This is a genomic window from Pseudomonas sp. MPR-R2A5 (genome assembly GCF_058793055.1).
Genome location: NZ_JBXAFK010000002.1, coordinates 179053 through 197165, shown reverse-complemented (window position 1 = coordinate 197165; position 18113 = coordinate 179053). Strand labels below are relative to the sequence as shown.

16 protein-coding genes are annotated in these 18113 nt (G+C 62.9%); 12 read left to right on the top strand and 4 right to left on the bottom strand.

Annotated elements, in window-relative coordinates; all coding sequences use genetic code 11:
- Positions 1-264 precede the first annotated feature (264 nt).
- The 5 genes from AC1Q6I_RS02320 to AC1Q6I_RS02300 all read left to right on the top strand — a co-directional run bounded on the left by AC1Q6I_RS02320 (position 265) and on the right by AC1Q6I_RS02300 (position 3944).
- Positions 265-1044, top strand: coding sequence for an ABC transporter substrate-binding protein (locus AC1Q6I_RS02320; RefSeq protein WP_024076343.1), 780 nt, complete (start codon positions 265-267; stop codon positions 1042-1044).
- A gap of 151 nt (positions 1045-1195) precedes the next feature.
- Positions 1196-1897 carry an ABC transporter permease gene (locus AC1Q6I_RS02315; RefSeq protein ID WP_102625218.1) on the top strand — a complete coding sequence of 234 codons (702 nt, stop codon included), beginning with the start codon at positions 1196-1198 and terminating at the stop codon, positions 1895-1897.
- Complete coding sequence (locus tag AC1Q6I_RS02310) at positions 1894-2607, top strand: ABC transporter permease (protein ID WP_024076345.1); 714 nt, start codon at positions 1894-1896, stop codon at positions 2605-2607. The genes AC1Q6I_RS02315 and AC1Q6I_RS02310 overlap by 4 nt, the downstream gene beginning before the upstream one ends.
- Before the next feature lie 3 nt (positions 2608-2610).
- Positions 2611-3441 (top strand): ABC transporter ATP-binding protein, encoded by an 831-nt coding sequence (locus AC1Q6I_RS02305; protein ID WP_024076346.1) that lies wholly within the window; start codon positions 2611-2613, stop codon positions 3439-3441.
- 5 nt (positions 3442-3446) lie between these two features.
- On the top strand, positions 3447-3944 hold the full coding sequence (locus AC1Q6I_RS02300) for an Lrp/AsnC family transcriptional regulator (protein ID WP_041160970.1): 498 nt from the start codon (positions 3447-3449) through the stop codon (positions 3942-3944).
- Between the two features lie 242 nt (positions 3945-4186).
- Here AC1Q6I_RS02300 and AC1Q6I_RS02295 read toward each other — a convergent pair whose 3' ends face one another.
- The 4 genes from AC1Q6I_RS02295 to AC1Q6I_RS02280 all read right to left on the bottom strand — a co-directional run bounded on the left by AC1Q6I_RS02295 (position 4187) and on the right by AC1Q6I_RS02280 (position 8346).
- A complete protein-coding gene (locus AC1Q6I_RS02295) occupies positions 4187-5020 on the bottom strand; it encodes a TIGR03915 family putative DNA repair protein (RefSeq protein ID WP_024076348.1) in 834 nt (277 codons plus the stop codon).
- Complete coding sequence (locus AC1Q6I_RS02290) at positions 5017-6237, bottom strand: putative DNA modification/repair radical SAM protein (RefSeq protein ID WP_024076349.1); 1221 nt, start codon at positions 6235-6237, stop codon at positions 5017-5019. Before AC1Q6I_RS02290 ends, AC1Q6I_RS02295 begins: the two co-directional genes overlap by 4 nt.
- 169 nt (positions 6238-6406) lie before the next feature.
- Entirely contained in the window at positions 6407-7744 is a 1338-nt protein-coding gene (locus AC1Q6I_RS02285; RefSeq protein WP_069076592.1) for a lysine N(6)-hydroxylase/L-ornithine N(5)-oxygenase family protein, read from the bottom strand.
- Positions 7745-7863: 119 nt separating this feature from the next.
- Positions 7864-8346, bottom strand: a complete 483-nt coding sequence (locus AC1Q6I_RS02280) for a sigma-70 family RNA polymerase sigma factor (RefSeq protein ID WP_024076351.1) — start codon at positions 8344-8346, stop codon at positions 7864-7866.
- A 345-nt stretch (positions 8347-8691) separates the two neighbouring features.
- Here AC1Q6I_RS02280 and AC1Q6I_RS02275 point away from each other — a divergent pair, with 345 nt between their 5' ends.
- The 7 genes from AC1Q6I_RS02275 to AC1Q6I_RS02245 all read left to right on the top strand — a co-directional run bounded on the left by AC1Q6I_RS02275 (position 8692) and on the right by AC1Q6I_RS02245 (position 18113).
- The gene (locus AC1Q6I_RS02275) at positions 8692-9861 is read left to right on the top strand and encodes an efflux RND transporter periplasmic adaptor subunit (protein WP_102625217.1); all 1170 of its coding nucleotides are present in this window, start codon (positions 8692-8694) and stop codon (positions 9859-9861) included.
- A 1-nt stretch (position 9862) separates the two neighbouring features.
- Positions 9863-11836 carry a MacB family efflux pump subunit gene (locus AC1Q6I_RS02270; RefSeq protein ID WP_102625219.1) on the top strand — a complete coding sequence of 658 codons (1974 nt, stop codon included), beginning with the start codon at positions 9863-9865 and terminating at the stop codon, positions 11834-11836.
- Positions 11829-13244, top strand: coding sequence for an efflux transporter outer membrane subunit (locus tag AC1Q6I_RS02265; RefSeq protein WP_102625216.1), 1416 nt, complete (start codon positions 11829-11831; stop codon positions 13242-13244). The genes AC1Q6I_RS02270 and AC1Q6I_RS02265 overlap by 8 nt, the downstream gene beginning before the upstream one ends.
- A 101-nt stretch (positions 13245-13345) precedes the next feature.
- On the top strand, positions 13346-14965 hold the full coding sequence (locus AC1Q6I_RS02260; RefSeq protein ID WP_102625215.1) for an alpha/beta fold hydrolase: 1620 nt from the start codon (positions 13346-13348) through the stop codon (positions 14963-14965).
- Positions 14966-15080: 115 nt separating this feature from the next.
- The gene (locus tag AC1Q6I_RS02255) at positions 15081-15848 is read left to right on the top strand and encodes a FadR/GntR family transcriptional regulator (protein ID WP_024076357.1); all 768 of its coding nucleotides are present in this window, start codon (positions 15081-15083) and stop codon (positions 15846-15848) included.
- Between the two features lie 133 nt (positions 15849-15981).
- Positions 15982-17184 carry an ABC transporter substrate-binding protein gene (locus AC1Q6I_RS02250; RefSeq protein ID WP_102625214.1) on the top strand — a complete coding sequence of 401 codons (1203 nt, stop codon included), beginning with the start codon at positions 15982-15984 and terminating at the stop codon, positions 17182-17184.
- 68 nt (positions 17185-17252) lie between these two features.
- The gene (locus tag AC1Q6I_RS02245) at positions 17253-18113 is read left to right on the top strand and encodes a branched-chain amino acid ABC transporter permease (RefSeq protein ID WP_024076359.1); all 861 of its coding nucleotides are present in this window, start codon (positions 17253-17255) and stop codon (positions 18111-18113) included.

Genomic DNA, 18113 nt, shown 5'->3' with positions numbered 1-18113 from the left:
CCACCATGAAGCATTCTCTGTGGCGAGCGGGCTTGCCCCGCGTTGGGCTGCGCAGCAGCCCCAATAAAAACGCCGCGTCGTGTCTGTAAAAACGCGGTGAATGGCTTGGGGCTGCTACGCAGCCCAACGCGGGACAAGCCCGCTCGCCACAACAAGTGGGCTCCCCACAAGAAGCCGAACGACCACAAAGCTGCACTAAACAATAAAGACTCGATTCACCTTTTGACTGCCCTGACATCAATTACAAAATATAGGGACTTACACATGACTCCACTGCGATCACTCTTCGCTGCGTTGCTGTTGCCACTGTGCGCCACCACCGCCCACGCCCAGGATTGGAAAGAAATCCGCTTTGGCGTATTCCCCGAGTATCCCCCGTTTGAATCCGTGGCCGCCGATGGCAGCCTGCAAGGTTTCGATATCGAGTTGGGCAACGCCATCTGCGCCAAGCTCGAAGTCAAATGCACCTGGGTGCACAACGAATTCGACGGCATGATCCCGGCCCTGCGTGCGCGCAAGTTCGACGCGATCATGTCGTCCATGGCGGTGACCCCGGCGCGCGAGAAAGTCATCGACTTCACCGACCGCCTGTTCCTCAGCCCGACCTCGGTCATCACCCGTAAAAGCGCCGAGTTCGGCGACACGCCGGAATCGTTGAAAGGCAAGCAAGTCGGTGTGCTGCAAGGCTCGCTGCAAGAAGCCTATGCCCGTGCCCAACTGGCCAAGCTCGGCGCGCAGATCAAGGCATACCAGTCCCAGGAACAGAACTACGCCGACCTGCAGAACGGCCGCCTCGACGCCACCCTGACCGACAAGCTCGAAGCCCAACTCAACTTCCTGTCCAAGCCTGAAGGCGCCGACTTCAAGACCGGCCCGGCCTTCAAGGACCCGACCCTGCCCCTGGACATCGCCATGGGCCTGCGCAAGAACGACCAGGACTTGCGTGCGCTGATCAACAAGGGCATCGCCGCTGTACAGGCAGACGGCACCTACGCGCAGATCCAGAAGAAATACTTCGGTGATCAAGACATCTACAACGAGTAAGCCCCACCGGCCAAAGCCCTTGTAGGAGCGAGCTTGCTCGCGAAGGTCGTAAACGGTAACGCAGCGAATACGGTTCAACGCGGTGCCCTTGAGTTCTTCGCGAGCAAGCTCGCTCCTACAAAAGGGCGTCGTTCCTTTAGAGATCCCCCCAATGAACGAACTCCTCAACTTGCAAGGCTACGGCCCGATGCTGGCCCAGGGTGCCTGGATGACGCTCAAGCTGGCGCTCCTGGCGCTGACCCTGAGCCTCACCCTGGGCCTGGTCGCCGCCGGTGCCAAGCTTTCCAGCGCCAACTGGCTGCGCGTGCCGGCGACGCTCTACACCACGCTGATCCGCAGCGTGCCGGACCTGGTGCTGATCCTGCTGATCTTCTACAGCTTGCAACTGTGGCTCAACGACCTGAGCGAAGTATTCGGCTGGAACTACTTCGAAATCGACCCGTTCACCGCTGGGGTGATCACCCTGGGGTTTATTTATGGCGCGTATTTCACCGAAAACTTCCGTGGCGCGATCCTCAGCGTGCCGGTCGGCCAACTGGAAGCCGCGACCGCCTATGGCCTGAGCCGCTGGCAGCGGTTTCGCCTGGTGCTGTTCCCGCAGTTGATGCGCTTCGCCCTGCCGGGCCTGGGCAATAACTGGCTGGTGCTGCTCAAGTCCACGGCGCTGGTGTCGATCATCGGCCTGTCGGACCTGGTCAAGGCCGCGCAAAACGCCGGCAAGACCACCAATGAGCCGTTGTACTTCCTGATCCTCGCCGGCCTGGTCTACCTGGTGATCACCACCCTCTCCAACCGCATCTTCAAGCGCCTCGAGCGGCGCTACAACCTCGGCATCAAGGGGATGGCGCGATGATCGAACTGTTCCAGCAATACGGCCTGGCCTACCTGTTCAGCGATGGCGCGGGTTTGTCCGGCGTCGCCATGACCCTGTGGCTGTTCATTATCTCGGTGGTGTTCGGCTTTGTCCTGTCGATCCCCCTGGCACTGGCCCGCGTCTCGGAACACGTCTGGCTGCGCTGGCCAGTGGAGGTGTACACCTACCTGTTCCGGGGCACGCCGCTGTATATCCAACTGTTGATTTGCTACACCGGGCTGTACAGCCTGGAGGTGGTGCAGGACAACGCCCTGCTCAACCAGTTTTTCCGCAATGCCTTGAACTGCACCCTGCTGGCCTTCGTGCTCAACACCTGCGCCTACACCGTGGAAATCTTTGCCGGGGCGATCCGTAATATTCCCCACGGCGAACTCGAAGCGGCACGCGCCTACGGCCTGCATGGCTGGCGCCTGAACCTGTTTGTGGTGGTACCGGCCGCGTTGCGCCGGGCGTTGCCGGCCTACAGCAATGAAATGATCCTGATGCTGCACGCCACATCGCTGGCGTTTACCGCCACCGTCGCCGATATCCTCAAGGTGGCCCGCGATGCGAATGCCGAAACGTTCCTGACGTTCCAGGCCTTCGGTATCGCTGCCCTGCTCTACATGCTGCTGTCCTTTGCACTGGTGGGCCTGTTTCGACTGGCCGAACGTCGCTGGATGCGTTTTCTTGTTCCTACCCGAGGCTAACCCATGAATCAGTCCGCGCAGGCCCTGGCCACTTATCCTGTCGATGTCCCCGCTACACGAACGGCCACGGCTGCCGTCAAGCTGCAGGTCGAAGGCATCCATAAACGCTACGGCGAACACGAAGTGCTCAAGGGCGTGTCCCTCAACGCACGCAACGGCGATGTGATCAGCCTGATCGGCGCCAGCGGCTCGGGCAAAAGCACCATGCTGCGTTGCATCAACTTCCTCGAACAACCGGACGCCGGGGTCATCACCCTGGACGGCATCAGCATCGAAATGCGCCAGGGCCGCGCCGGTACCCGCGCACCGCACCAGGAGCAATTGCAGAACCTGCGCACGCGCCTGGCCATGGTGTTCCAGCATTTCAACCTGTGGAGCCACATGACCGTGCTGGAGAACATCACCATGGCCCCGCGCCGGGTGCTGGGCGTGAGCGCCGCCGAGGCGGAAAAACGCGCGCGTCTGTACCTGGACAAGGTCGGCCTGCCTGGCCGGGTGGCGGATCAATACCCGGCGTTCCTGTCTGGCGGTCAACAGCAGCGCGTGGCCATCGCCCGGGCCCTGGCGATGGAGCCGGAAATCATCCTGTTCGATGAACCGACCTCGGCCCTCGACCCTGAACTTGTAGGAGAGGTCCTCAAAGTCATACAGACGTTGGCTGAGGAAGGTCGTACCATGTTGATGGTCACCCACGAAATGGGCTTTGCCCGCCAGGTGTCCAGCCAAGTGCTGTTCTTGCATCAGGGCCGGGTCGAAGAACAAGGCGGCGCCGAGATCCTCGACCACCCCAACAGCGAACGCTTGCAGCAATTTCTTTCCAATCGTTTGAAGTGAAACCCATGGATACCAAGGCCAACGGACCCCATTCTTCCCCTGCGCTGGATCGCATCGATGAGGCAATCATCGATGTGCTGCGGCATCAGGGGCGTATCACCTACGAAAAGCTCTCGTCACTGGTCCACCTCACTCCCCGGCCCTGCCTGGAGCGGGTGCGCAAGCTGGAGCGACGTGGGGTGATCCGCGGGTATGGGGCGATCATCGATGTGCAGATGGTCTCGCCAGGGCTGTCTCTGCTGGTGCTCGTGGCCTTGTCCAACCAGAGCGGGCGCTCGGCGCAAAAGGCTTTCGAAGCCTGCGTCAAGGCCTGCCCGCAGGTGTTCGAATGCCAGCTGATCAGCGGGCCGTTCGACTACAGCCTGCGCATGCGCTGCCGGGATATGGAGCATTACCGGGTGCTGACCGAGACCTGGTTGAACAATGATGAGTTGCACATCGACAAACTCGTGGCACATCCCGAACTCGCAATCGTCAAGAACACCGCCACTGAACTGGCATAAGGATCAAGCCCAGTTGTATGTGGCGAGCAGGCTTGCCCTAATGCCGTTCAGTTAAGCGTACATCGCCTTCTGTAGGAGCGAGGGGGACGCCTAGTTCTTGCTCGCGAAAAACGTCAACGATAACGCGTGTTTCCTGAATGAACGCGGCGCCTGTGAGTTTTTCGCGAGCAAGCTCGCTCCTACAAAAAAGCCTTAACTGAACGGCATTAAGGCTTGCCACAACAAGCTCCCTGCCACATTTTTTAAGCGTGCCCGCTGGAGATGCGCTTACCCGGCTTTGCCCCAATCAGGCTCGCCTGCCCATCCTTCTGCTTCCCCGTCCGCGCCTCGCTGATCAACCCCGGGATCAACTTGCCCTCCGGCAAGTTCTTCCAGAACCGGCTTGGCAAATGCCCTTCCATCACCTTGGGGTTCAACCGCGCCGGGTTGAAGATGTGGCTGTAATAGGTCAACCACATGGCACTGTGGGGGTCCTCGACATTCTGCGCCAACTGCTGCCACGCCTCTGGGCACTGGCGTTGATGGATCAGTTGCTCGCCATCGTAGTAAACCCCATCCAACGGTGTCGCGATCATCCAGCGATGGCGGCCCATGCGCCCGATAAAGTGCTGGCTGGCGCTGCGGAGAATGTCATGGGCCGGCTCATGCCAGGCCACGTACTCCGGCAGCTCGGGCCCGGCCTCCTGGGGTACCGCGATAAACCGCACGAACGCATGCAGGTGATGAGCCTCGCGGCTGACCTGCTTGATTCGCCGTTGCAGTTCGCTGCCCAGTTTGTCCCCCGCGAGCATTGCCGTGCGGTCGCCATGGCTGACCCGCCACAGCACCTCATACAACAGGCTCCAGCGCTGCTCGCCGTGGTAACAGGCGGCGGCTTCCAGCAGTTCGAGCAACGCCTTGGGAATCCGCGCCTGGAACGGCCCCAGCCCCTCGGGGATCGGTTCGTCGGTGGCGAACAGGTCCGCCACTTCAGCCTCGCCCCAACTCACCTGGCTGGGATCGACCTGATGGCTGAGCAGCCAACGCGCCTGTTCGCGCCAGGTACTGAACAGGTTGTCGCATTCCAGGCTGATCATCCCCACAACCCCATTTGTTGCGGCTGCGGACGGTCACGCAGTTGTTCACGCAGCAGCACGCTGGTGCTTTCAGCCTGTTGCGGGTGGTAGTCGCTGGTGATGAAAAATGGCTTGGCCTTGGCCAGCACGCAGCGCATGCGGGCCAGGTCTTCGAAACGGATCTTGCGTTCACGACGCAGGTCCACCAGCCGCTGGGTGGTGCGCAGGCCGATACCGGGGATACGGGCGATCAGGGTCGCTTCGGCACGGTTCAGGTCCAGGGGGAAGACGTCGCGGTGTTCCAGGGCCCAGGCCAGCTTGGGGTCGATATCCAGGGCCAGGTGGCCAGGGCCTTCGAACAGTTCATTGGCGCTGAAGCCGTAGCTGCGCAGCAGGAAATCCGCCTGGTACAAACGGTGCTCGCGCATCAATGGCGGCGCGGCCAGGGGCACGCTTTTCGGGCTGTTGGGGATGGGGCTGAACGCCGAGTAATACACGCGGCGCAGCTTGAAATTGCCATACAACGCCTCGGCCCCGTGGAGGATGGTGCTGTCGTCGGTGTCGTCGGCGCCGACGATCATCTGCGTGCTCTGCCCGGCCGGCGCGAAACGCGGGGCACGGGGTTCGTTGAGCACGGTCTGTTCGCCGGTGTAGATGGTCTGCATGGCCTGCTTGATCGAGACGATCTGCTTCTCCGGCGCCAGGGTTTGCAGGCTGGCATCGGTGGGCAATTCGATATTCACACTGAGGCGATCAGCATACCGCCCGGCCTCGGCGATCAACGCCGGGTCGGCTTCGGGAATGGTCTTGAGGTGGATATAGCCGCGAAAGTCATGTTCTTCGCGCAGCAGCTTGGCCACCCGCACGAGCTGCTCCATGGTGTAGTCCGCCGAGCGGATGATGCCCGAGCTGAGGAACAGCCCGCTGACGCAATTGCGCCGATAGAAATCCAACGTGAGCGTGACCACCTCCTCCGGGCTGAAGCGTGCCCGCGGCACGTCGCTGGAGCGGCGATTGACGCAGTATTGGCAGTCGTAGAGGCAGAAGTTGGTGAGCAACACCTTGAGCAGCGACACACAGCGCCCATCCGGCGTGTAGCTGTGGCAGATGCCCATGCCATCGGTGGAACCCAGCCCCGCCTTGCCCTCCGAGCTACGCTTGGGCGCGCCACTGCTGGCGCACGAGGCATCGTACTTGGCGGCGTCGGCGAGGATGCTGAGTTTTTCGATCAATTGCATGGAGGGCTACCGATACTGGTTTTTTATACAGTACCAGTCGCCCCACAGTGTTGCCAGTACCACCTGTAGGAGCGAGCTTGCTCGCGAAGAACGCAAGACCACCGCGTCAACCCAGAATGCCCGCGTTATCGTCGACGGTTTTCGCGGCAAGCTCGCTCCTGCAAGGGGGTCAGCTGGCGGCGGCGAGCAGCCGGTCCTGCACCGAGCGGCCCTGGCCACGATGACGATCATGCTCGAACAGCGACGCTGCAATCTCATCCGCACGAATCGGCAGCACCGACAGCAACGTATCGCTCAAGCCATGGCTGGCCTGGCTGAAGCCCTGGATGTAGATGCCGGCCTTGCAGCGCTCATCGGTGACGAGGCGGTAGTCGCGCGCCACTTCAAAGTCACCCAGATACTCCTCCAGCGGCGCCAGCAATTCGCGATGCATCTGGCGCTCGTAGCCGGTGGCCAGGATCACCGCGTCGTAGTGGCTGACGCTGGTTTCGCCGGTGGCGTTGTTGCGCAGGGCCAGTTCGATGCCCAACGGACCGGGGGTGGCCTTCTCGACCACGGTCATGGTGCGGAACGCATGGCGCGCAATGCCGGAGACTTTCTGGCGGTAGAAGATGCCGTAGATGCGTTCGATCAGGTCCAGGTCCACCACCGAATAGTTGGTGTTCTGGTACTCGGCGAGCAGGCGTTCACGCTCGGTGCCGGCCTGCTGGAACACCAGGTCGGTGAAGGCCGGCGAGAACACTTCGTTGACGAACGGGCTGTCATCGGCCGGCTTGAGTGCCGAGCCGCGCAGGATCATGTCGACCTGCACCGACGGGAAGCTGTCATTCAAGTCGATGAAGGCTTCGGCCGCACTCTGGCCGCCGCCGATCACCGCGATCCGCATCGCCTTGCCGTCGACACAGGGCTGCTGGGCCAAGCGCGACAAATACTGGGAATGGTGGAACACCCGGCCATCATCCTTCAGGGCCTTGAACACCTCCGGCACCCGCGGCGTGCCACCGGCGCTGACCACGACCGCACGGGTGGTACGCACATGCTGCTCACCCTGGGCATCACGGGAAATCACCCGCAACGCCTCGACCTGCTGTTGATGCAGGATCGGCTCGATGGCCAGCACTTCCTCTCCGTAGCGGCCCACGGCCTGGAACTGCCCGGCGACCCAGCGCAGGTAGTCGTTGAACTCCATGCGGCACGGGTAGAAGGTGCCCAGGTTGATGAAGTCCACCAGGCGGTCATGGGCCTTGAGGTAGTTGACGAAGGAGTACGGGCTGGTGGGGTTGCGCAGGGTCACCAGGTCCTTGAGGAACGAAATCTGCAGTTCGCTCTGGGTCACCAGGGTATTGCCGTGCCAGCGGTAATCAGCCTGTTTGTCGAGAAACAGCACGTCCAGTTTGCCCTGCGTCTTTTCACGCTCCTGCAGGGCGATGGCCAGCGCCAGGTTCGAAGGGCCGAAACCGATACCGATCAGGTCGTGAACCGCGGGCGAAGCAATTGCCTGTGTCATTCCAGTGTCCTCTGGATAAGCCCCGTGGCGGTGGGGCGGGAATACCTTCAAGACCTGCACAACAGGTCATGTGTTGATAGGAAACGAGGACAATGAAATAAAATTTAACCGATCGCCGATCAGTGCGCGTCCCACTCACGCATCCGGACCCGGCAGTGCTTCATGGCATTGACGATGTGTTTTTCCACCAGGCTGCGTGAAATACCCAGGCGTTCGGCGATTTGCGAATGGGACAAACCCTCGAGTTTGCGCAGCAGGAAGCTGTGGCGGCACGGCGCGGGTAATTCGGCCAGCGCCCGTTCGAGCAACTCCAGGCGCTGGGCCTGATCATGGCTGGTGTGGGGCGCGTAGCTGGAAAACCGTTCTTCATGGTCCAGCACGTCCAGCGGCTCAACCTGGCGCAAGGCATTGCGCCGGTGCCCGTCGATCACCAGGTTCAACGCCGTGCGGTACAGGAAGGCTCGAGGCTGGTCGATGGGCGTCTCGCTGGTGCGCTCCAACACCCGCACATAAGCGTCATGCACCACATCTTCGGCCACCTGGCGGTTGCCTAGCTTGGCGTTGAGGAAACACACCAGCTCACGATAGTAGTTTTCCAACATGACTCCCGGCCTACGGGCGGCGGCATTAGGTGCTGTAGGAGCGAGCGTGCTCGCGAAGTACGTCAACGATAACGCGGGAAACCAGAGTGAACGCGGCGTCCTTGAGCTCTTCGCGAGCACGCTCGCTCCTACACAAATACGGGCCATTCAGTAATGGCAGTTTGGCTGCGTGCAATTTATAGTAATTCTCATCTACTTTTAAAGAAGTCTTGCACCCATCGGCGATTTTTTTACTCGCCATAGCGCTATCTGCGTGTGTAACCGCCTAAATCTTCGGGCAATTCCCTCGTTTAACTGTCAGCCCCCCGCAATCGCGGCCCGAACTTCCCTGGCTGGAACCAAAGCATGAAACGCCCTCGCTCCGCCCGACGCGCTCTGCTCGCTGCCGCGTGCCTGCTTCCCATCATCGCCGTGGCCGCCTGGCAGGTGCTGCCCCAGGGCGCCGACAACCTGACGACCGTCACCGTCACGCGCGGCAATATCGAAAACAGCGTCACCGCCCTGGGCACCCTGCAACCGCGGCGCTACGTGGATGTGGGCGCCCAGGCGTCCGGGCAGATCCGCAAGATCCATGTCGAGGCCGGCGACCAGGTCCAGGAAGGCCAGTTGCTGGTGGAGATCGACCCTTCGACGCAAAAGGCCAAGCTCGACGCCAGCCGCTACGCCATCGAAAACCTCAAGGCCCAATTGCAGGAGCAGAAGGCCCAGCACGCACTGGCGCAGCAGAAGTACCAGCGCCAGCAGCGCCTGGCCGCCGGCAATGCCACCCGCGAAGAAGACGTGCAAACCGCCAAGGCCGAACTGAGCGCCACCCAGGCCCGGGTCGCGATGTTCCAGGCGCAGATTCTCCAGGCCCAGGCCAGCCTGCGCAGTGACGAAGCCGAGTTGGGTTATACGCGCATCTATGCGCCGATGACCGGCACCGTGGTCGCCGTGGATGCGCGCGTCGGCCAGACCCTCAACGCGCAGCAGCAGACGCCGTTGATCCTGCGCATCGCCAAGTTGTCGCCGATGACGGTGTGGGCTGAAGTCTCGGAAGCCGATATCGGCCATGTCAAACCCGGCATGACGGCCTATTTCACCACCCTGAGCGGCGGCAACCGCCGCTGGACCAGCACCGTGCGGCAAATCCTGCCGATTCCCCCCAAACCGCTGAATGAGACCCAGGGCAGTGGCAGCCCGACCAGCTCCAGCAAAAACGGGACCGGCCGCGTTGTGCTGTACACGGTGCTGCTGGATGTGGATAACCCCGACAACGCGCTGATGGCTGAAATGACCACCCAGGTGTTCTTTGTCGCCGGCCAGGCACGGGATGCGCTGACCGTGCCCGTCGCGGCATTGCAGGGAACGTCGCGCGCCGACAGGCAGATCGCGCGCGTGGTCACGAAAAAGGGGCGTATCGAGGAGCGCGAAGTGCGCCTGGGCCTCAGCGATCGCTTGCGGGTCGAGGTGCTCGACGGCCTCAACGAAGGCGATCACCTGCTGATCGGCCCGCTCGACGGCAGTGGGGGTTGACGTGACCACGCCCCTGATCGAACTCAAGCACATCCGCAAATCCTACGGCGGCGGCGATAGCCCGCAGGTCGACGTGCTGCGCGGGATCGACCTGTCGATCCATGCCGGGGAGTTCGTCGCCATCGTCGGCGCCTCCGGTTCCGGCAAGTCCACGCTGATGAATATCCTCGGCTGCCTCGACCGCCCCAGCACAGGCGACTACCTGTTCGCCGGGGAAAACGTCGCGCACCTGGGCAACGACGAACTGGCCTGGCTGCGTCGCGAGGCGTTCGGCTTTGTGTTCCAGGGCTACCACCTGATCCCGTCGGGCACGGCCCAGGAAAACGTCGAGATGCCGGCGATCTATGCCGGCCTCAGCGCCGCCGAACGCCACGCCCGCGCTAACGCCCTGCTCACGCGCCTGGGCCTGGCCGAGCGCACCGGCAACCGTCCGCACCAGCTGTCCGGCGGCCAGCAACAGCGCGTCTCGATTGCCCGCGCACTGATGAACGGCGGGCATATCATCCTCGCCGACGAACCCACCGGCGCCCTCGACAGCCACAGCGGCGCCGAGGTCATGGCCCTGCTCGACGAACTGGCGAGCCAGGGCCACGTGGTGATCCTGATCACCCACGATCGCGAAGTGGCCGCGCGCGCCAACCGCATCATCGAGATTCGCGACGGCCTGATCATCAGCGACTCTGCCGCCGATGAACATTACGTCGCGGCCACCGCCAGCCGCGACGCATTGCAAGCCGTGGACCTGCGCCAACGCTTGATCGACGGTGCCGAACACAACGGCGCGTGGAAGGCTGAACTGTTGGACGCGGTACAAGCCGCATGGCGGGTGATGTGGATCAACCGCTTCCGCACCGCGCTGACGTTGCTCGGGATCATCATCGGCGTGGCCTCGGTGGTGGTGATGCTGGCGGTCGGCGAAGGCAGCAAGCGCCAGGTCATGGCGCAGATGGGCGCGTTCGGTTCCAACATTCTGTATCTGAGCGGCTCGTCACCCAACCCACGCACACCGCTGGGGATCGTGACCCTCAACGACGTCGCGGCCCTGGCCAGCCTGCCCCAGGTCAAGCGCATCATGCCGGTCAACGGCACCGAGGCCGGGGTGCGTTACGGCAACGTCGACTACATGGCTTATGTGGGCGGCAACGACACCAATTTCCCGGAGATCTTCAACTGGCCCGTGGTCGAGGGCAGCTACTTCACCGCCGCCGACGAACAGGCCGCCGCCACCGTAGCGGTGATCGGCCATCGCATCCGCGAGAAGCTGTTCAAGGCCCAGGTCAATCCGATCGGGCAGTACATCCTGATCGAAAACGTGCCATTCCAGGTGGTCGGCGTGCTGGCGGAAAAAGGCGCCACCTCCGGAAACAAGGACAGTGACGACCGCATCGCGATTCCCTATAGCGCCGCCAGCGTGCGCCTGTTCGGCAGCTACAACCCCGAATACGTGGTGATTGCCGCCGCCGATGCGCGCAAGGTGCATGACGCCGAAGTGGCCATCGACCAATTGATGCAGAAACTGCACAACGGCAAGCGCGACTATGAACTGACCAACAACGCCGCGATGATCCAGGCCGAAGCCCACACCCAGAACACCCTGTCGCTGATGCTCGGTTCGATTGCGGCGATTTCCCTGTTGGTGGGCGGCATCGGCGTGATGAACATCATGTTGATGACGGTGCGCGAGCGCACCCGCGAAATCGGCATCCGCATGGCCACCGGCGCACGCCAGCGCGACATCCTGCGTCAGTTCCTCACCGAAGCGGTGATGCTCTCGGTGGTCGGCGGCTTATGTGGTATCGCCCTGGCACTGCTGGTGGGCGGCCTGTTGCTGCTGGCCCAGGTCGCGGTGCAGTTTTCCCTGGTGGCGGTGCTCGGCGCGTTTGGCTGTGCGCTGGTCACCGGCGTCGTCTTCGGCTTTATGCCGGCCCGTAAAGCTGCCCGGCTCGATCCGGTTAAGGCATTGACCAGTGAATAAACCCTCCCCCCTGCCGCACGTGTCAGTCATCAGCCTGTGCCTGCTGCTCAACGCCTGCACCGGCCCTGCCCCCGCCGTGGACAGCGGTATCGCAGCACCGGCTGCCTGGCAATACGCCGAGCGAAACGCCGCCCAGGCCATCGACCAACGCTGGTGGACCCAGTTTGGCAGCCCGCAACTCAACCGCCTGATCGACCAGGCCCGGCGTGACAGTTTCGACGTCGCCGCCGCCATGGCACGGGTGCGCCAGGCCCAGGCGACGGCGGTGATTGCCGGTGCGCCGCTGCTGCCCGAGGTGAATCTGAACCTCACCACCAGCCGCCAGAAATTGTTGCGCGGCCAGGGTGGGCCGGACCTGGATGCCTCGCAAAGCGACGATACCGTGGAGAACTTCGGCGCCAATTTCACCGCCAGTTATGAAGTGGACTTCTGGGGAGGCCGCGCCGCCGCCCGGGACAGCGCGCTGTACAGCCTGCGCGCGAGCGAGTCGGACCAGGCCACAGTGGAATTGACCCTGCTCGGCAACGTCGCCGACCGTTATGCCCAGACCCTCGCCGCCCGCCAACGCGAGCAGATCGCCGAGCTGAACCTGGCCAATGCGCGCAACGTGCTGGCCCTGGTGCAGACTCGCTACGACGCCGGCTCTGCCACCGCCCTGGAGCTGGCGCAACAGAAAAGCCTGGTCGCCAGCCAGCAACGGCAACTGCCGCTGATCCAGCAAGTCGCCGAAGAGTCGCGCATCACCCTCGCGACCCTGCTTGGCCAACCCGTGCAAGCCCTGGACCTGGGCACAGAGTCCTTCGCGACGCTGACCTGGCCGAGTATCGGTGCGGGTGTGCCCAGCCAATTGCTGAGCCGTCGCCCCGACCTGGCCAAGGCCGAGGCCGAATTGGCCGCCGCGCAAGCCAATGTGGCCGTCGCCCGCGCGGCCTTGCTGCCCAAGGTGACCCTTGGCGCTACGCTCGGCTCCGACGCCTACAAGGCCGCGGATATGCTGCGCAGCCCGTACTACACGCTGACCGCCGGGCTGGTCGGGCCGATTTTCAACCACGGCCGTTTAAGGGCTGAACGCGACAAGGCCCGCGCGCGCCAGGATGAACTGCTGCAAACCTATCGCGGCGCAATCATCAACGGCTTTGCCGATGTGGAAAAAACCCTCAGCAGCATCACGCGCCTGGACCAGCAACGCCAATGGCAACGCGAAGAGCTGCAACAGGCGCAGACCGCCTTCCAGATCGCCGAAAGCCGTTACCAGGCGGGCGCCGAAGACCTGCTCACGGTGCTGGAAACCCAGCGCACCCTGTACACGGCCCAGGACCTGGACGTACAACTGCGGCTGTCACGCCTGCAGGCCAGTATTGCGCTGTACAAAGCGTTGGGGGGCGGCTGGCACTCCGACATCCGATAAACAAAATTCGCATTTCATACACGCGCTGTTTTTTCCTCCTACATTTTTAAGCGTGCGGTCCTTGGTAAAAAAGTCACTCTCCCGACTGACCAGGACCGCAGATGAAATCCCTGACCACTGCCAGCGCCATCACCTTCCGTTGCCTGGTCCTGATGGCCACCCTCATACCCTCCGTCGGCCACCCCCAGGCGCAGCCCTCCCCCTTCGGTATCGAATGGTTTCTCGACTGCCCGCAGCCCGCGCTTGAGCGCCTGGACCCGGAGGTCATCGAACGCACCCAATGCGGCATCGTCACCGCGCCCCTCGACCACGCCGCCCCTGAGCGCGGCAGCATCAGTTTTGACATCACGCGCGTCGGCGCCAAGCAACCGCTGTCTCGCCAGGGCGCGCTGTTTGCCAACCCTGGCGGGCCGGGGCTCGATGCGGGCGGCGCCTTCGCCGTGCACCTGGCGACGGTGTGGAAGCATTACGCCCGGCAACCCGACTGGGGCGATACCTACCGCGAGCTGGCCGACACCTATGATGTGGTCGAAGTCACCCCTCGGGGCCTGGGCAGCCTGCCAGGGTCGCGCCTGGAGTGTCAGTCCGAGCGCAAGATCGTGCCGCAAGGGGACGTCAGTGAAGACCGCAGCGAGGCCAACCTGGCCGCTGTGCGCCACAACGCGCGGTTGATCGCCCAAGCCTGCGCCAGCCATCCGCTGACGCCCTACATCACCACCGAGCAGACGGCCCGCGACCTGGAGTTTGTACGCAAGCAACTGGGCGAACTGCGCTTCAACTACCTGGGTAACGCCTACGGCACCTGGCTCGGCGCTTGGTACGGCGGCCTGTTCCCGGCCCATGTCGGGCGCATGGTGCTCGACTCGAACCTGAACTGGACGTCCACCTTCGAGCACGCCAGTTTTATCGTGGCCAGCGAAAAGGAAAAGATCTTCGATCGCTTCGTCGCCACCCCCGCCGCCCTTTACCCAGGGCTCTACCAACTGGGCGATTCACCGGTGGCGGTGCGCAGGGTCTTCATGGAACTGCTGCCCAGTGTGCGCACGGCCCTGCGCTCCAACAACCGCTACTACAGCGACCCCGCCGGTTTGATGGGGGCCCACGTGCTCAGCCGCTGGCTGCGGGAAGCCCCCGACAGCGATGACCTGACGCTGGAGGCTCGGGCACGCGCGTATCTATTCAGCCCCGACGCCGAGATCGAACAGCGGGCCAAGGCAATGTTCAGCCTGCTGCTGCAGCGCGTGCGCGAACCGCTGCAGGCCAATGTGCCGAAGCCGGGGCCGCTGCGCATGTCGGCTGCCGACTCGGTAAAAACCGCCATCCTGTGCAATGACTCGGTCTACTCCAGCGAAGAACAGTGGCAGCAGAAAGAGTCCGAATCCCTCGCCAAGCACCCCGTCGCCGGCAGTGCCCTCGAAGCTCGCCAATGCACGACCTGGCCACGCAAAACCGCCGCCCCGCTGCCGCACAAGGCACTGGCACAGCTCGACAGCCTGCTGATGGTGCAAGCCGAATTCGACGACCATGCCCCGTCCACTGGTGCCGCCTGGGCCTTTGAACGCACCTTCCCGGCCAGTCGCGTGCAGCTCAAGGACGCCTATGTCCACGGGGTTTCGTTCAGCGGCGTGAGTGCCTGCGTGAACCGCTGGGTCGGGGACTACCTGATGCACGGCACCAAGCCACCCCGTTCGACGGTGTGCACCGATGCCACCTTGCAGTGAGCTTCCCCACACCCGTTTGCGACCCCTTCGCACCAGAAACGACACCTCGCGTTGACGCCCCGGCCCAATCGTTATTAAGTGCTATTTATCCGCATTAATACGATAAATCGAACCCATGCTGACTCGCCCGCTACGCCGCAAACGCCAGAAGCTGTCCGATGTGATTGTCGAGTCGGTCAAGCGCTCCATCGTCACCGATGCGCTGAAGCCCGGCGACCGCCTGCCCACCGAGCGCGAGCTGATGGAAAGCTTCCAATGCTCCAAGGGCTCGGCCCGTGAGGCGCTCAAGGCGCTGGAGGTCGAGGGCCTGGTGAGTACGCGCACCGGCCCCAGTGGCGGGGCGTATCTGAACCAGGCCGGCACTGAACCGGCCAGCCGCGCCTTGCGCAATTACCTGCACTTCCAGCACCTGGATGGCGAGCAGGTGTATCAACTGCGCAAGGTGATCGAGGTGGAACTGGCAGTGTCGGTACTCGGGCGCCTGAGTGAAGCCGATTACCAGGCCCTGCAGGACAACGTGGATTTTTGCAGCGCTCCGGAAGACAGCGAAGCCGGCCAGCGCGAACAGCGCCTGGCGGAACTGGAGTTCCATAACCTGCTGGCCAAGGCCTGCCCTAACCCGTTGCTGAGCTTTATGGCGCAGTTTCTCAACGACCTGCTGCGCGACCTGGTGGTGCTGAAAAAAGCCTACAAGCCCAAACGCAAACAGTTCGACGCGGCCAACCTCGACTATCACAAGCAGCTGCTGAGCGCTTTTCGTGCCGGCGACGAAGGCGCGGTGCGCAGCCTGATGCATGAACACATGTGCGACGCCGAACACCATATGACCGCCCTCGAAGGCCAGGTCAGCCCGCATTTTCTACTGGAGTTCGATCACTCTTAAGACCCTACTCCCAGCGTTTGACCCTGTTCCAACCCAGCTACCGCGTCGCCCCAATAACAGGCCTGCCCACAGGCCCTGCTCCACCGTATCGCCATTGCTACTCCTGCCAATAACTAAACCAGGGAGTCACCCCATGCAGCGTCGTACGTTATTGAAAGCCAGCCTCACCGCAGCCGCCGCCCTCAGCCTCCCGCTGAGTGTGCGTTCGGCATTTGCCGCCGAGCCCTTTACCTTTTACGGCCTCAAGTCCATGTCTGGCGCCTTTGCCAGCTATGGCAAATTTGCCGACATGGGTTCGCGCCTGGCGGTGGAACAACATCGCGAAATCCTCGGCCGCCCGCTGAACTATAAAGTCATCGATACCGAAGGCAACGCCGGCAAGGCCGTGCGCAAGGTCCAGGAAGCCATCCAGCAGGACGGCGCGCGGTTCTTCCAGGGCTGCACGCTGTCATCGTCGGCCCTGGCGGTGGCCAAGGAAGTCGACAAGGCCGGCGGCGTGTTCATGACACCGGTGGGCGCCGATGAGGTCACCGGCAAGGACTGCAACGCCGCCACGTTCCGCTGGTCGGTGCCCACCTACGGCGCGATCCGCGAAACCCTGGTGCCGTTGATCAAGTTGCTGCCGGACGCCAAGCGCTGGTACACCATCACCCCACAGTACGTGTTCGGTGAAGCGTTGCTCGAAGGCGCCAAAAACGTGCTCAAGGAGCACGGCCTGGAACATGTCGGCAACAGCTATCACTCGTTGCAGGAGCAGGAATTCTCCGGCTACCTGACCAACGCCATCTCGACCAAGCCCGACGTGCTGGTGCTGCTCAACTTCGGCAGCCAGTCGTCCAACACCCTGCGCCAGGCGGTGAACTTCGGCATCAAGGAACGCATGAAAATCCTGCTGGTGTGGTCCGCCGGCCTCGACCAGTTCCAGGAGCTGGGCAGCGACGTGCTGGAAGGCGTGTACCTCGGCGCGCAGTACTGGCACCAGGTCGATACCCCGCTCAACCGCGAACTGGTCAAGCTGACCCAGGCCAAGTACGGCATCAACCCCACCTACCCGCTGGCCGCCGACTACATCAGCACCAAGGTCATGCTCGACACCATTGTTGCCACCGGCAGCTTCGACGGGGCGACCGTGGCCAAGGCCATGCAGGGCCTGAGTTTCGAAGGCCCGACCGGCAAGGAATCGATCCGCGCCGGCGACCACCAGGTGATCAAGGATTACTACCTGCTGGTTGGCAAGGCCGCTGGCGAGATGGCCGACAAGGATGACCTGGCCAAGGTACTCAGCGCCGGCCAGTCGTTCCCGCCGGTGGACGCCACGGGCTGCACGCTCGCCTGATCCGCTAAAACATCACCGGTTGTACACGGCAGGGCCGCTCGCGCGGCCACCTGTTCGAGGGTTTGTGCATGCTTAATCTTTACCTGTTCCAGATACTCAATGGCCTTGGCCTGGGGATGATCTACTTCCTGATCGCGGTCGGGCTGACGATCATTTTCGGCTTGCTCAACTTCGTCAACTTCGCCCACGGCGCGTTCTTCCTGCTGGGCGCGTACATCTGCTACACCGCCGTGAGCCTCACCGGCAACTTCTGGCTGGCGCTGCTGCTCGCGCCGCTGGTGGTGGCCGCGCTGGCGTGGGTGATCGAGCGATTATTGATCCAGCGGATTTATCACCTGCCGCACATGTTCCAGATCCTGGTGACCCTAGGGATTGCGCTGATCATCCAGGAGGCCAGCGTGATGATCTGGGGCCCGGTGGGCAAGAGCGTGGCCGTGCCGGAACTGCTGCGTGGGGTGCTGGTGGTGGGTGATTTCGTCTACCCCTACTACCGCCTGTTCCTCATCCTGTTTTCCGGGCTGGTCGGCCTGGGCCTGTGGCTGCTGCTGGAACGCACGCGCTTTGGCGCCCTGGTGCGCGCCGGCAGCGAGAGCACCGAAACCGTGTCGCTGCTGGGCACCAATATCTTCCGGCTGTTCTCCATGACCTTTGCCCTCGGCGTAGGCCTGGCGGGCATGGCGGGCGTCCTGTTCGCACCGTTGCGCGGTGCCCAACCCTTTGTCGGGCCGGAAATTCTCGGGATCGCCTTTGTGGTGGTGGTCATCGGCGGCATGGGTTCCTTCAGCGGTGCGCTGGTCGGCGGTTTGCTGGTGGGCGTGGTGCAAAGCCTGATGACCACACTCTGGCCCCAGGGTGCGAGCCTGATGATCTACGGCGCCATGGCCGCGGTGATTCTGGTGCGCCCCTACGGCCTGTTCGGGAGAGCCTGA

Excerpts from the sequence above, each read along its gene's own strand:
- AC1Q6I_RS02320 (WP_024076343.1), top strand. The coding sequence starts at position 265 with ATGACTCCACTGCGATCACTCTTCGCTGCGTTGCTGTTGCCACTGTGC.
- AC1Q6I_RS02315 (WP_102625218.1), top strand. The coding sequence starts at position 1,196 with ATGAACGAACTCCTCAACTTGCAAGGCTACGGCCCGATGCTGGCCCAG.
- AC1Q6I_RS02310 (WP_024076345.1), top strand. The coding sequence starts at position 1,894 with ATGATCGAACTGTTCCAGCAATACGGCCTGGCCTACCTGTTCAGCGAT.
- AC1Q6I_RS02305 (WP_024076346.1), top strand. The coding sequence starts at position 2,611 with ATGAATCAGTCCGCGCAGGCCCTGGCCACTTATCCTGTCGATGTCCCC.
- AC1Q6I_RS02300 (WP_041160970.1), top strand. The coding sequence starts at position 3,447 with ATGGATACCAAGGCCAACGGACCCCATTCTTCCCCTGCGCTGGATCGC.
- AC1Q6I_RS02295 (WP_024076348.1), bottom strand. The coding sequence starts at position 5,020 with ATGATCAGCCTGGAATGCGACAACCTGTTCAGTACCTGGCGCGAACAG.
- AC1Q6I_RS02290 (WP_024076349.1), bottom strand. The coding sequence starts at position 6,237 with ATGCAATTGATCGAAAAACTCAGCATCCTCGCCGACGCCGCCAAGTAC.
- AC1Q6I_RS02285 (WP_069076592.1), bottom strand. The coding sequence starts at position 7,744 with ATGACACAGGCAATTGCTTCGCCCGCGGTTCACGACCTGATCGGTATC.
- AC1Q6I_RS02280 (WP_024076351.1), bottom strand. The coding sequence starts at position 8,346 with ATGTTGGAAAACTACTATCGTGAGCTGGTGTGTTTCCTCAACGCCAAG.
- AC1Q6I_RS02275 (WP_102625217.1), top strand. The coding sequence starts at position 8,692 with ATGAAACGCCCTCGCTCCGCCCGACGCGCTCTGCTCGCTGCCGCGTGC.
- AC1Q6I_RS02260 (WP_102625215.1), top strand. The coding sequence starts at position 13,346 with ATGAAATCCCTGACCACTGCCAGCGCCATCACCTTCCGTTGCCTGGTC.
- AC1Q6I_RS02255 (WP_024076357.1), top strand. The coding sequence starts at position 15,081 with ATGCTGACTCGCCCGCTACGCCGCAAACGCCAGAAGCTGTCCGATGTG.
- AC1Q6I_RS02250 (WP_102625214.1), top strand. The coding sequence starts at position 15,982 with ATGCAGCGTCGTACGTTATTGAAAGCCAGCCTCACCGCAGCCGCCGCC.
- AC1Q6I_RS02245 (WP_024076359.1), top strand. The coding sequence starts at position 17,253 with ATGCTTAATCTTTACCTGTTCCAGATACTCAATGGCCTTGGCCTGGGG.